Source organism: Streptomyces sp. NBC_01210, assembly GCF_036010325.1.
Lineage (GTDB): Bacteria > Actinomycetota > Actinomycetes > Streptomycetales > Streptomycetaceae > Streptomyces.
In genome coordinates this window covers 3,469,033-3,481,905 of the sequence record NZ_CP108549.1, presented here as the reverse complement: position 1 = coordinate 3,481,905, position 12,873 = coordinate 3,469,033, and the positions used below count along the sequence as shown (strand labels likewise).

Genomic DNA, 12,873 nt, shown 5'->3' with positions numbered 1-12,873 from the left:
ATTGACGAAGCTGAACCTCGTCGTACTGGACATGGCCGGTACGACCGTCGCCGACGGCGGACTGGTCGAGCAGGCCTTCGCGTCGGCCGCGGAGCGCGTGGGCGCCGAGCCGGACTCGATGCCCGGCATGCTCGACCACGTCCGCGCGACCATGGGCGAGTCGAAGATCTCCGTCTTCCGGCATCTCTTCGGTGACGAGGCGCGCGCCCGGCAGGCCAACGCGGCGTTCGAGGAGGCGTACGCGGAGCTGGTCGACGCCGGCCGTATCGCGCCGGTTCCCGGCGCGCGGACGGCCGTTGAGGAGCTGCGGGCCCAGGGCCGCACCGTCGTGCTGACCACCGGCTTCTCCCGCCCCACCCAGGACGCGATCCTCGCCGCGCTCGGCTGGCAGGACCTGGTGGAGCTCACCCTCTGCCCGGCCGACGCGGGCGGGCGCGGCCGCCCCTACCCCGACATGGTGCTCGCCGCGTTCCTGCGTACCGGCGCGGTGGACGGCGTCCAGCAGATCGCGGTCGCGGGGGACACCTCGTACGACATGCTCAGCGGCGTACGCTCCGGCGCGGGCGTCGTCGCGGGAGTGCTGACCGGCGCACACGACAAGGAGCAGCTCGAGCAGTACGGCGCGACCCATGTGCTGGGCTCGGTCGCCGAGTTGCCGGGCCTGCTCGCCGGGGCGGACCGATGACGAGCGGCATCCGCTTCGAAAACGTCTCGGTCGCCTACGGGAGGCACGGCGAGACCACAGCGCTCGACTCGCTCGACCTCACCGTCGAGCCGGGAGAGTTCATGGCGCTGCTGGGGCCGTCCGGATCGGGGAAGACGACGGCGCTGCGGGCGGTCGCCGGTTTCGTGCAGCCGGTCTCCGGGCGGGTGTTCATCGGCGGGCGGGACGTCACCGGGCTGCCGCCGTACCTGCGCGGCATCGGCATGGTGGTCCAGCAGTACGCGCTCTTCCCGCATATGCGCGTCAAGGACAACGTCGCCTTCGGCCTCCAGGCGCAGAAGGCCGCGAAGCGCCTAAAGGGCTGGTTCTGGCGGCCTGACAGTACGACAGGCGCGAAGCGCCGCGACCGGCCCAAGCTCGCGCACAAGGCGCCTGTGGCGCGTGCAGAAAGTCTGAGACCCCCGCCACTGTCGATGCGGGGGTCTCGGCGTTGATGGTGCCGATCAAACGCGCTCGACGAGGTCCGCGATGGAGTCCACGACGTTGGTTGGGCGGAACGGGTAGCGCTCTATGTCCGCCTTGGTCGTCAACCCTGTGAGCACAAGGAACGTTTCCATACCAGCCTCAAGCCCGGCCAGGACATCGGTATCCATGCGGTCACCGATCATGGCGGAGGTTTCCGAGTGCGCTCCAATGGTGTTCAGTCCAGTTCGCATCATCAGAGGGTTCGGCTTGCCAACAAAGTAAGGATCTTTGCCGGTGGCCTTGGTGATCAGTGCAGCGACCGCCCCTGTGGCGGGCAACGCTCCCTCGGCGGACGGTCCAGTCTCGTCGGGGTTGGTGGCGATGAAGCGGGCCCCGCTGTTGATCAGGCGAACGGCCTTGGTCATCGCCTCGAATGAGTAAGTTCTCGTTTCACCGAGGATCACAAAATCAGGGTCAATGTCGGTGAGGACGTAGCCGATGTCATGCAGGGCCGTAGTCAGACCGGCCTCGCCGATGACATAGGCGGTGCCGCCGGGGTGCTGGTTGTCCAAGAACTGCGCGGTCGCCAGGGCCGAGGTCCAGAGGCTCTCGGCCGGCACGTCCAGGCCCATCCGGGCGAGCCGTGCTTGCAGGTCGCGCGCGGTGTAGATCGAGTTGTTGGTGAGGACCAGGAAGGGCTTCCCGGACTCCTTCAGCCGCTTGATGAAGGCGTCGGCGCCGGGGATCGGCACGCCCTCGTGGATCAGGACACCGTCCATGTCGGTGAGCCAGGATTCGATCGGCTTGCGCTCTGTCATGGCTCTACCGTACTCAGCACCTCTTCCCAAGCGCTTTGACGTTATGACGCAGGCCAGAGGGTGTGCGCACCACAGAGCCCGCGAAGCGCCAACACCAGGGCCAAGAGGCCCCCGGCGACACGAGGACGGCCCCTCCATCCAAACTATGAAGGGGGCTGTCCTGTCTTGGTCTACGGCTCAGACCTGAGCACCCGTCTATCGCCTCGGGGCAGGGCTCTCATTTGGCCGTGTCCAACGCGAGGAGCGGCGGAACGTGACCCGTAGCGTCTTCAGGTACGTCCCTTACAAGATCGAGCAGGACCAGACGGCGGCCCCCGAATACGAGGCCGTTTGCGTCTCAGGGGACGACAAAGAATGTGGGCCTCTTCCGGATCTCGGAGTTATCTCAACGCGGTTGAAGAGTGGCAAAAGCGCCACACTCAGGAGACGTCAATCAGGCCTTCGGCACATCCACAGCCTGAACGGCGACCTCGGGCGCCTGGTCGACCTGCTGGTGACGGTTGTCCTGGTCCTCAACTCAGGGCAGGACTTGCAGCCGTCAAGCCGCACATCTCGGAACACAGGTGGCCCGCGCCTGTTGAGTGCGGTCACTTCCAAACTATCTCAAGCAACTCAGGCCGGAACTTGCCCCGCTGGGCACCGCCCTTGCCTGCCTTGCTAACGACGACGGCCTCAATGCTCCGCATGATCTCTGCCCGCTTCATGTCCACGGTGAACTTGTCCCACTCGCGAACGATGCGGCTGGCGGCGGAGCTGGCCCGGATCGGAGTGACCGAGAGGGTGGACACCTTCTCCTTCAACTCCTGTTCCTTGTCCTCAAGGCGCCGGATCTCACGGGCGAACTCCGACAAGGAGAGCATGTCCGAGGCCCGGAGCTGGCGGGCTTCGGCCTTGTCCGAGTTGATTCGCTTGAGCTTGGCCTTGGCTGCCTCCAGCTCGGGGTCTTCCCGCTCGGCCGGCGTCACAACCTGAGCCTGCTTCTTGAGGTGTCCCAAGAGGATCTGCTCTACGTAGTCATCAACCGGAGGTCCACTGCGGGACAGTGTCCCGCAGCCTCCATTGGCGACCTTGCACAGGTAGTAGTACCCGTACTTTTCATAGCTCGGCGTACCGCGCTGATACATCGCGGAGGCCAGACCCGAGCCGCAGTTACCACAGCGGGCGATGCCGGTAAGTAGGCGCTTTGTGACCGTGGTCCCGACCTTCCGACCTTTGCCCGTGTTCTTGCGGGAGTCGAGAACGTCCACTAGCTCTCGCCACTCCTCGGGCGTAAAGATGGTTTCCCACTTGCCGACGATGGGCGTGCCGTCCGTGCGCTCAACCAGGTACTCGACGGGATCCACACGTCCGGACCGCTCGCGGTGTTCCTGGGGGATGTAGGCGCGGTATCCGCAGAGGCGGGGGTTCCGGAGGACGTACCTAACGCTGGTGTAGCTGATGGTTTTGCCTGCGGGGGTCTGCGGAGTGCGGACCTGTGCCTCTGCCCACTCACGGTGAACAGTGGCGATGAGTTTGCCGTTCAGGATGTCCTCGCGAGCCTTGCGAAGGATCTCGGCTTCCTTCTCGTCTACGTGCTCGGCGTCCCTCCATCCGAATGCGCGCTGTCCCTTGTGGGGCTTGCCGTCCGTTGCCTCGGCAAGCTTCTGCCGGGCGACTCGGCGGGCAGCGTCCGCAGAGAACTTGTTAGCGATGGTCACATAGATGCGGGCCTGGAAGCGCCCGTCAGCAGTCGTGAGGTCGTAGTCGCCTGCCGTGGTGGCGAAGATCATCGGTCGGCGAGCCTGCTCGTAGATGTCGATCAGGCGCTCAAGGTCGCGGGGCTGCCTGGCTATGCGGTCGATGTTGTAGGCCAGGATGCCGCTGATGGTCGCCGACGCAAGGTCAGTGATCATCTCCTCGAAGTCCTTGCGCTTGACCTTCCTCTTGTAGGCGGAGGTGTCGTTGTCCTCATAGATGCGGTGGACATTGACCCGCTTCAGCTTGGCAAGGTCGTAGACGTCCTCACGCTGCCGGATAACCCCCTCGCGTCCGTCGCGTCCGTCTCCGATCTGTCCAACGTCGGAGATGCGTGCGTACCCACCTACGTCAAGCATTTCTGCCCCCGCGAGCCTCGCCGCCGTCATGATCGCCCCTTACCTTTGGGCCCGTACGTACAGCTTCGAGCGCCCTCACCAAGGCCATCCGGCTGATCAACGGCGGGGCCCGGTTCATCTGCACCAACCCCGACGAGACGAGCCCCTCCGCCGAGGGATGATGCGGACCGGCCTGAATGCCATCGGTGCACACTCCGAGACCAGCGCCATGATCGGCGACCGGATGGACACCGATGTGCTGGCCGGCCTGGAAGCAGGTATGGAGACGTTTCTGGTGCTGACCGGGCTCACGAACCGCGAGACCGTGGACAAGTACCCGTTCCGGCCGTCCACGGTGGTCGACTCGATCGCGGATCTCGTCGACCGCATCTGAGCACGTCAGAGGGCCATACGGAGCAGTGGGCCGCTCCTGCGGATGCGAAAACGCCCGGCGCGAGTGAATCTTTTGGGTATCAGGAGGTTCACGATGCGTTCAGGTTTGATTGCTCTCCGTGCCGTCGGGGCGGCCACCGTACTCGTCCTGGCGCCCGCCGCCACCGCCGCGTACGCAGACGATTCCGTACAGGTCACGGTCGCCCCGTCCGCCGCCGCACCCGGCGGCAAGGTGGAGCTCCGTGTCTCGGGCTGCAAGGGCACGACGGGAGCCGTCGCGTCGCAGGGTTTCGTCGTGGACGCCGAGCTGTCGCGCCGGGTCGGACAGAACACCCAGCTGTTCGGGAACACCATGGTCAAAGCCGGCGTGAAGCCCGGCGCGTACGACGTGAACGTCACCTGCGACGGCCAGGGCCACTCCGCCTCGGGCCGTGTCCAGGTCCTCCAGCACCAGCCGGCCCAGCAGCCGACGAACCAGGCGACCCAGCAGTCGACGCAGCAGCCGACGAATCAGCCGGCCCAGCAGCCGGCCCAGCAGCCGACGCCCGTCGCGCCGGTACGGGCGGGCGGCGGTGGCGCCGCCGCGCAGCTCGCCGCCCGGGACGCGAGCGTGAACCGGCAGAACGCGGGCCCCGGCGTCCCGCACACCGTGATCGGCCTGGTCCTCGCGGGCGTGGCGGCGGTCGCCGTGGCCTCCCGCACCTCGCGGCGCCGGCGTACGGACGCTGACTGACATGTCCACCGCCGAACGTCCGGCGGGCAACGGCCGGCTGCTCATCGGGGTGGCCTGGGCGGTACTGCTGCTCGGGCTGTGGCTGTGGGGCCGCGAGGTCGCCGACAGCCCTGGCGGCAGCTCCGCCCCCACCACCGGCGATGTGGCCGCGGTCGGCCGTCCGCTCGGCGTCCCCATGCCGCCCGCCCACGACCCGATCCAGCCGGCGAAGCCGCACCAGGTGGACATACCGTCGATAGGCATCACCGCGGCGGTGGTCCCGCGCGGCCTGGACGCCACGGGCGCCGTGGATCCGCCCCCGTACGCGATGGCGCGCACGGTCGGCTGGTACGGCAGCGGTACGCAGCCGGGCGCGGTGGGTGCCGCGCTGCTCGTCGGCCATGTCGACACCGAGTCGAAACCGGCCGTCTTCTACGGTCTGAGTGCCGCCAGGCCGGGCGAGAAGGTGCGGGTGACCAGGACCGACGGCTCGGTCGCCGAGTTCACCATCGACGACGTCCAGGTCTTCGGCCGGGACCGGTTCGATCCGCGGAAGGTCTACGGGCCGCGCAAGGGCGGGCGCGCGGAGCTGCGGCTGATCACCTGCGGCGGCACCTTCGACCGGGCGACGCGCACGTACAGCGCCAATGTGGTGGTGTCGGCCTATCTCACCGGCGTCGCCAAGAAGTGAAACGGCTGCGGAGGGCGGCAACCTGGCTCGACCGACGACGCGCTCCCCCCGGAGCCGCCGGCCGAGCCGGTCCTCTACCGCGGGTGCCCGGGCTGCGGGAGAAGCCCGGGGCCGGCACAGGAGGCCGTGTGGTCCGGTTGCGCGTGAGCCGGGGACCGGGGCCGTTGCCCCACACTTTAGGCGGGGGAGATGGTCCGGCCTAGAGGGCGGATGACGCTTTGTCGCGAGGTCGTCGCCCTCAGTTCCCGTCGGCGGCCTCCCGTAGCGACTCCGAGGGCAGTGAGCCGTCGGCGATCTGCTGCGCAAGGCGGGAGAGCGGCTCCCGCTTCGTCCGTGCGTACCGGCGCATTGCCTCGAACGCCTCGTCCACGGAGACGCCCCACCGTTCCGCGAGCATGCCCTTGGCCTGCTCCACCCGGATCCGGCTGGTGAGCGCCGACTGCAGCTGTTCGGCGAGGAGTTCGCTCTGCTGTATGGTCCGCTGCTGCAGAATGCCGATCGTGGCGGCGTCCGCGAGTGCCTGCGCCAGTGTCACCTGCCCCTGTGACTGCTGTTTCTGATGCTTCGTCATAAAGAGATTCAGCGCGCCGATCACGTTCTCGCGCAGCCGCAGGGGTACGGCGTAGGTGGCCTCGAAGCCGTACTGCTGGGCCTGTGCGGCGAACTGCGGCCAGCGGAGCTTCGCTTCGCGGCTGTCGAGCGAGATCGGCGGCACCGGCGTACCGGTTCCGTAGGTGTCGAGGCAGGGCCCCTCCCTGTGCTGGAGCTCCAGCAGCTCGAGCAGCCAGGACCGTTCGTCGGAGGCCGCGGCGGTCTGCAGCTGGCCGCGCTGGTTGACCAGCATCAGTCCGGCGGCCTCGACGTCCAGCAGGTCGACGCAGTGGCCCGACAGTCTGTGCAGGAGTTCGATCACGTCGAAGTCGGCGACGAGTGTGTCGGCGAGCTCCACGAAAGCCGAGGCGATCCGTTGTTCGCGCAAGGTGCTGTCCATTCTTGTCACCCACCTCCGTCAGGGCTTCGGGTGCCGGTGTCGTCGCCGTCCCGCTCCGCCCCATCGGCGGGAAGCCGAAGCTTCCGCGCCACGATGTCCCTCGCCACATCCACGATGGGGCGTTCTGTCGCGTATGCGTACGCTCGCAGTCTTACGAGCGCCACGGCAGGCGTGACACCCAGCCGTACTGCGATCATCCCAGTCGCCTGGTGCACTTCGGCACGGTGCAGCGAGGCATGCTCGGCGAATCCGTGTGCCACGTCTCCCAGCAGGGTCAGGGTCAGCGCGTCCGCGAACACCAGGGCATCGGACAACGCGGTCGCGTCGAGCGGTCCCGGCGTGGACCGCCGACAGGTGAGTACGCCCACCTGAATGGCTCCGATCTGCAGGGGAAAGGCGAAGACCGCGCGCAGTCCCAGTGTTTCCGCGCTGGAGAGAAAACCCGGCCAGCGTGCGCGCGGGACCAGCCGGAGATCGGCGTCGAGTACCAGCACGCCGCCGTCCACAGCGTCCATGCCAGGCCCTTCGCCGAGGGTGAACTGGAGGTCGTCCAGCTGGGCGCTCAGTGGGTCGCTCGCCCACACCAGTTCGCCGAAGGAATCGTCGCCGGAGAGGGTGACCGCCAGTCCGTCGACGCCGAGGGCATCGGTGCACCGGCGCGCGAAGGACGCGTCGAGTCCGTCGGTCCGCTGAACCGCCAGCTCGTCCAGCAGGGCAGTCATACGAGCACTGACCAAACCCTCCTCCAGGGAGTGCGACAGAGCAGCTGGCACATCGTATCCCCGCAACCCGGTCACAGGATGTCCACGAAGAGAACCGGTCTCGTGACGCTCACGGCGGTTGTGTCAGGATGGATTCGACCGGTCTTGTCCGGGACGGGGCGCCTGGAGACGGCCTGGGATTGAGTGCACCCAAGGGGGAGTGGATGTACGGGAGTTGCACCGGGCGTGCCCGGCTGTGCGTGGCCGCGGCGGGGGCGGTGCTGCTCCTGGCGGGCTGCTCGTCCGACGGGGAGAAGGACAAGGACAAGAAGCCGGTGGTGAGCCAGCAGCCCAAGGCGAAGGATCCGTACTGGGTCAATCCCGACGGGAATGCCGCCAAGCAGGTCGACTCCTACCGGAAGGACGGCGACGACAGGAACGCCGAGCTGATCAGGAAGATCGCGGATCAGCCGGTCGGCGAGTGGATCGGTCCGGACAATCCGGAGGCCGAGGCGAAGGGCTTCACCGAGGCGGCCGCCAAGGCCGACCGGGACGCGCTGCTGGTCCTCTACAACATCCCGCACCGCGACTGCGGGCAGTTCTCCAAGGGCGGCGCGGCCGACGGCGACGCCTACCGGGCGTGGGTGGACAAGGTCGCGGGAGGTATCGGCGACCGGCGGGCCACGGTGATCCTGGAGCCGGACGCGGTGCTGCACCTGGTCGACAGCTGTACGCCGCAGGAGTTCCACGAGGAGCGCTTCGACCTGCTCAAGGGCGCGGTCGAGCGGCTGAAGAAGCAGCCGAACACAAAGGTGTACCTGGACGCGGGCAACGCCGGCTGGTCCCAGCCCGACGCGCTCTTCGAGCCGCTCCAGCGGGCCGGCGTCGACAAGGCGGACGGCTTCTCCGTCAATGTCTCCAACTTCTTTCCGACCGCGGTGAGCAAGGACTTCGGCAAGAAGCTCTCGGCGAAGGTCGGCGGCAAGCACTTCGTCATCGACACCAGCCGCAACGGCAACGGCCCGTACACCGGCGGCGACCCGAAGGAGAACTGGTGCAATCCGCCGGGCCGCGCGCTCGGCGAGGAGCCCACCGCCAGGACCGGTGACCCGCTGGTCGACGCGTATCTGTGGGTGAAGCGGCCCGGTGAGTCGGACGGGGACTGCAAGGGCGGGCCCAAGGCGGGCGAATGGTGGCCGGAGTACGCGCTCGGTCTGGCGCGCGGCACCAAGTAGCTTTCGCGGTAGCGGTACGTGACAGGGCCGGCAGCTGAGGAAGCTGTCGGCCCTCCCACGTACGGTCAAGCGCTACGGGCCTGTGGGCCTGCGGCGCCACGGACCTACGGACCTGCGGACCTACGGCACCTCGACCCACACGCCCTCGGACGGCGTGCCCTTGTCGTCCGTCACGAAGAGCATGTACCAGCCGGACGGCACCAGCGCCCGGTTCTTCGGCACGGTGACCTGGATTCCGTCCGCCGTCTTCTTCATGTCCAGCGCGATCGAGCGCTGGTCGGTGTCGGTGACATGCGTGACGGCGCTCGGCCGCAGCAGCTTCGCCGTCTTGACGGACGCGGCGTTCTTGACCTTGAACGTGCCCGTGTCCCCGCGCTTGATGGCCTTCGGCCCGCCGCTCACCTCGGGCTTGGAGTCCCGGTAGAGGTACGGCGGGGTGTAGATCTCGATGCGCTGCTCGAAGACGCCCGGCTTGGTGTTGGCCTTGTCCGCGAAGAGCGAGTCCGAACCGAAGATCATGACGCGGCCGTCGGGGAGCAGCACCGAGCCGGAGTGGTAGTTGCGCCCCACCGCGGGATCGGCGACCCGCTTGTACGTGCCCGTCCTCGGGTCGTACGTACGCGCCTGGAGGACATTGGAGCCGCCGCGCCCGCGGTAGTCCGCGGAGCCGCCGGTGACCAGGACCGAGTCGTCGGGCAGCAGCGAGGCGCTCGGGTAGCGGGTGCCCTTCTCCAGGGAAGCGCCGTCCTTGAAGCGGGGGTTCGCGGCCTTGAGGTCGACCAGCCGGGACTTCTCACTGGCCTTCTCGGACTCGCCGACCCCGCCACCGCCGATGACCATGAACCGCTGGTCCTGGGCGGGCGGCAGCATGACGGTCGCCGAGGTCTCCATCCTGTCCGGGTCGCTGAGGCCCGGGATCTTGTCGAACTTGTTCGTCTTCAGATCCCAGACGCCCGGATCACGGCCGACGTTGGCGGGTCCGTACCCGGCGTTCGAGCCGGAGTAGAAGAGCTTGCCGTTGTCCATCAGGAAGATCGCCGGATAGGTGGGGAACTTCCGGATGATCCCGGTGTACTTCCAGGTCTTTGTCTTGGGGTCGTAGATCTCGTCCTTGCCGGGGACGATCTGCCCGATCTCGTCGAGACCGGAGAGCGAGAGGACCTTGCCGTCCTTGAGTGTGGTCAGCGTCGGGTACCAGCGGGCCTCGTTCATCGGGTCGACGGTGATGTACTTCTCCGCCACCGGATCGAACTCGTAGGCCTCCTTGATGCCCTGGAAGTCCTTCTTGTCGAGCGCGAGCTTCTGCGCGATGCCGTAGACATTGCGGGCGTCCGCGCCGTTGAGGCCCTGCACCCGGTAGTTGTCCTCGGTGCCGGTCTCGTATTCCTTCCCGGACTCCTCGGCCTCGACATAGATACGGCCGAGCCCGGGATCGTTGCGCAGGAACTTGCCGGTCTTCTTGTCGAAGACCTTCTTCGCCTTCTCCACCAGGACGGGGTCCTTGGAGACGAAGGTCTTGCCGCCCTGCTTGCCGGTGAACTTCGTCCCGGCGGGCAGGGTCTTGGGCTCGTCCGGGTCCTCGTTGTGGACGACCATCAGGCCGCCTGCCTTGGTGGCGTCGCCCTTGAGCTTCTCGTACCGCTTGGTGCCGCCCGCGACCAGCAGCTTTCCGTCGGGCAGCTGGGTGTGCCCGGCGCAGAACATGTCCTTGGGCGTGGGGATCATCTTGAAGTCGTTGGTCTTCGGATCCCACAGCACCGACTCGAACTTCTTCGCGTCGAAGTTCTTCTGGTTGTTGCCGGAGCCCGCTATCAGCAGCACCTTGCCGGTGTGCAGCAGCGCGGCGTGAATCGTATTGATCTTGTACTCGGCGGGGACGTCCAGAAAGTCCCAGTGGCCGTTGGCCGCCTTGTACTCCGGCTTGTTGATCTTGTAGTCGTGGTACTGCTCCGAGCCGAAGCGCCACATCGCCGGCCCGTTGAAACCGGCCACCACGACGACCACCGCCGCGCTTATCGCCACACGACGGGCGCGGTTCTTGCGGTGGTTCGGCCGCACGGGCATCGTGCTCATTTCTTACGTCCCCCAAGGGCGATCTGCATGGTCTGGTCGGTGATGGCAGGCTGCGGCCGCTGCTGCGGCAGATGGGCCTCCGAGGTGGCGGCGGGCGGCTGTCCGCCGCCGTGCCGCCTTCTGCGCTTTTTCTTCTTCTCCTCGCGGATGCCGTGCCGCCAGGCAAAGATGGGGGCCGCGGTGATCAGCAGGGCCAGCGTGGCCCAGGTGATCATCGCCGGATGGTCGTGCCCGAAGTAGAAGGACAAGCCGAGCGATCCGCCGAAGACGATGATGAAGAAGAGATGGATCCGGAACGTGCCGAAGAGGGTGTCCGGGCTGGACGAGTCGCCCTTGGGGGTCACGACGAACTTGCTCTTGCGGCGCAGTACGGCGTCCATCAACGAGCGTGCGTAGATCGGCGCGGAGAGCGCGGACATCACCATGCCCGCGAGTCCGCCGGAGCCCTCGGGCTCGTGCGGTGAGACATTGTGGCGGCGGTTCCAGATGTAGAGGCCGATCTGGAGCGCCGAGGCGTTGCCGTACAGCATCATCCAGATCGTCGGGTCGATCTGCACACCGGAGGCGCCCATGCCCAGGAACAGCGCACAGCTCAGCGCCGCCAGGATCCAGTTGAGGGCCGACATCGGGTAGAAGATGATCATCATCGTGTAGTTGAAGAGCTTGCCCGGCGGCAGGGAGTAGAAGCCCTTCCAGTACTGCTTCATGATCGTTTCGTATGTGCCCCGCGACCAGCGCAGCTGCTGGGTGAAGAAGTCGGTCCAGGCCGTGGGCCCCTCGCCGACGGCCAGCACGTCCGGGGTGTAGACCGAACGCCACTTGTTCCCGGTGTCCGGGTTGCTGGCGCGGTGCATCTCGAAGCCGGTCGCCATGTCCTCGGTGATCGAGTCGTACAGACCGCCGATCTGCTTGAGCGCCTTGATGCGTACGGCGTTGGAGGTGCCGACGAACATGGGCGCGCCGTAGCGGTTGCCCGCGCGTTGGATCAGGGCGTGGAAGAGGAACTGCTGCGACTCGGCGGCCTTGGTGACGAAGGTGTCGTAATTGCCGTACACCTGCGGGCCGATGACGAAGCCGACGTCCGGGTCGCGGAAGTAGCCGAGCATCCGCTCCAGGTAGTTGGGCAGCGGGATGTGGTCGGTGTCGACGGAGGCGAAGAAGTCGTAGTTGCCGCCGTGCGCCTCGAGCCAGGCGTTGTAGTTGCCGTGCTTGGTCTTGGCCCGGTGCGGTCCCTTGGCCTGGTTCCAGTGCGCAACGCCCTTGCGGGAGAAGTGGTGGACGCCGAGCCGCGCGCAGACCTCCTTGACGGCGGGGTCGTCGCCCTCGTCGAGCAGCCAGACGTGCATCAGCCCGCGGTGCCGGATCCGCACGGCCGCCTCGAGCGTCTTCGTCACCATCTCCAGGGGCTCCTTGCCCGGTACGAAGGAGGTGAGGAAGGCGACCTTGGTGCCGGTCTCGGGCACCACGGGGACCGGGTCGCGGGCCACCAGCGTGGCGTGCGCGTTCGACAGGACGTTCAGCGTGCGGAAGAGCTCGATCAGACCGATCGAGACGAGCATGACGACGTCGAGGATGAGCAGCGTGTCGTTCTTGAGGTTCGGGTCGCGCTCGGTCCAGTGCTGGGGCTGCATCAGCCAGGCGAACAGGCCCAGCGAGACCAGCGGCGCGGCGCCGAGCAGCAGGGCGGCCCGGATACGGTGCGGCTCCTGCGAGAGCAGCGAGCGGTACTGCACGGTGTACGGCTTGGCCGGGTCGGGCTGGGTCAGGGGACCGGCGAGCCTGCTGTAGTGCTCGTAGTCGTACCGCGGCAGTGCCTTCTTGGGGCGCAGCCGCTGCCCGGCGGTGCGCAGGTGCGCCGGTATCCGGAGCTGAGTCGTCCGGGAAGGGTCGTTGGGCTGCCGGGCGCCGTCTGGCGTCGACGTCATGAGTCATCCCCCCGCACGCAAGCTGGCTGCGTGAGCTGTGGTCGGTCGTTTAGTCCTGGCCGTCGGTCCCCCTTGACCATCAGTCCTGGACGCATCAGTGGCGGGCCACCGTCACTACAGACACGAAACGGTC

At 67.2% G+C, this 12,873-nt stretch carries 11 protein-coding genes and 1 pseudogene; 6 read left to right on the top strand and 6 right to left on the bottom strand.

The features are described 5' to 3' along the window. Position 1: 1 nt before the first annotated feature. Positions 2 to 685 carry a phosphonatase-like hydrolase gene (locus OG735_RS15660; RefSeq protein ID WP_327323786.1) on the top strand — a complete coding sequence of 228 codons (684 nt, stop codon included), beginning with the start codon at positions 2 to 4 and terminating at the stop codon, positions 683 to 685. Next, a pseudogene (locus OG735_RS15655) lies at positions 682 to 1,014 on the top strand (ATP-binding cassette domain-containing protein); the annotation flags it as partial. The gene OG735_RS15660 and the pseudogene OG735_RS15655, both read left to right, overlap by 4 nt. A gap of 153 nt (positions 1,015 to 1,167) precedes the next feature. On the opposite strand, the gene OG735_RS15650 reads toward OG735_RS15655, so the two are convergent. Together OG735_RS15650 and OG735_RS15645 are read right to left on the bottom strand one after the other, a co-directional pair. Next, a complete protein-coding gene (locus tag OG735_RS15650) occupies positions 1,168 to 1,947 on the bottom strand; it encodes an HAD-IIA family hydrolase (RefSeq protein WP_327323785.1) in 780 nt (259 codons plus the stop codon). Between the two features lie 587 nt (positions 1,948 to 2,534). Then, complete coding sequence (locus OG735_RS15645) at positions 2,535 to 4,070, bottom strand: recombinase family protein (RefSeq protein ID WP_327323784.1); 1,536 nt, start codon at positions 4,068 to 4,070, stop codon at positions 2,535 to 2,537. 130 nt (positions 4,071 to 4,200) lie between these two features. On the opposite strand from OG735_RS15645, the gene OG735_RS15640 reads away from it, so the two are divergent. From OG735_RS15640 to OG735_RS15630, 3 genes are all read left to right on the top strand, one after another. Beyond that, positions 4,201 to 4,413, top strand: a complete 213-nt coding sequence (locus OG735_RS15640; protein WP_442812608.1) for an HAD hydrolase-like protein — start codon at positions 4,201 to 4,203, stop codon at positions 4,411 to 4,413. A 93-nt stretch (positions 4,414 to 4,506) separates the two neighbouring features. After that, a complete protein-coding gene (locus OG735_RS15635) occupies positions 4,507 to 5,145 on the top strand; it encodes a hypothetical protein (RefSeq protein WP_327323783.1) in 639 nt (212 codons plus the stop codon). A 1-nt stretch (position 5,146) separates the two neighbouring features. Beyond that, positions 5,147 to 5,815, top strand: coding sequence for a class F sortase (locus tag OG735_RS15630; protein WP_327323782.1), 669 nt, complete (start codon positions 5,147 to 5,149; stop codon positions 5,813 to 5,815). 238 nt (positions 5,816 to 6,053) lie between these two features. On the opposite strand, the gene OG735_RS15625 is transcribed toward OG735_RS15630, so the two are convergent. After that, the gene (locus OG735_RS15625; RefSeq protein ID WP_327323781.1) at positions 6,054 to 6,806 is read right to left on the bottom strand and encodes a GAF and ANTAR domain-containing protein; all 753 of its coding nucleotides are present in this window, start codon (positions 6,804 to 6,806) and stop codon (positions 6,054 to 6,056) included. 5 nt (positions 6,807 to 6,811) lie between these two features. After that, positions 6,812 to 7,528: an ANTAR domain-containing protein gene (locus tag OG735_RS15620; RefSeq protein ID WP_327323780.1), complete on the bottom strand. Its 717-nt coding sequence runs from the start codon at positions 7,526 to 7,528 to the stop codon at positions 6,812 to 6,814. 203 nt (positions 7,529 to 7,731) lie between these two features. Between OG735_RS15620 and OG735_RS15615 the strand changes: the two genes are divergently transcribed. After that, positions 7,732 to 8,742: a glycoside hydrolase family 6 protein gene (locus tag OG735_RS15615; RefSeq protein ID WP_327328332.1), complete on the top strand. Its 1,011-nt coding sequence runs from the start codon at positions 7,732 to 7,734 to the stop codon at positions 8,740 to 8,742. Between the two features lie 120 nt (positions 8,743 to 8,862). Here OG735_RS15615 and OG735_RS15610 read toward each other — a convergent pair whose 3' ends face one another. After that, a complete protein-coding gene (locus OG735_RS15610; protein ID WP_442812434.1) occupies positions 8,863 to 10,815 on the bottom strand; it encodes a galactose oxidase-like domain-containing protein in 1,953 nt (650 codons plus the stop codon). Beyond that, on the bottom strand, positions 10,812 to 12,740 hold the full coding sequence (locus tag OG735_RS15605) for a glycosyltransferase family 2 protein (RefSeq protein WP_327323779.1): 1,929 nt from the start codon (positions 12,738 to 12,740) through the stop codon (positions 10,812 to 10,814). Before OG735_RS15605 ends, OG735_RS15610 begins: the two co-directional genes overlap by 4 nt. Between the last annotated feature and the right edge of the window lie 133 nt (positions 12,741 to 12,873).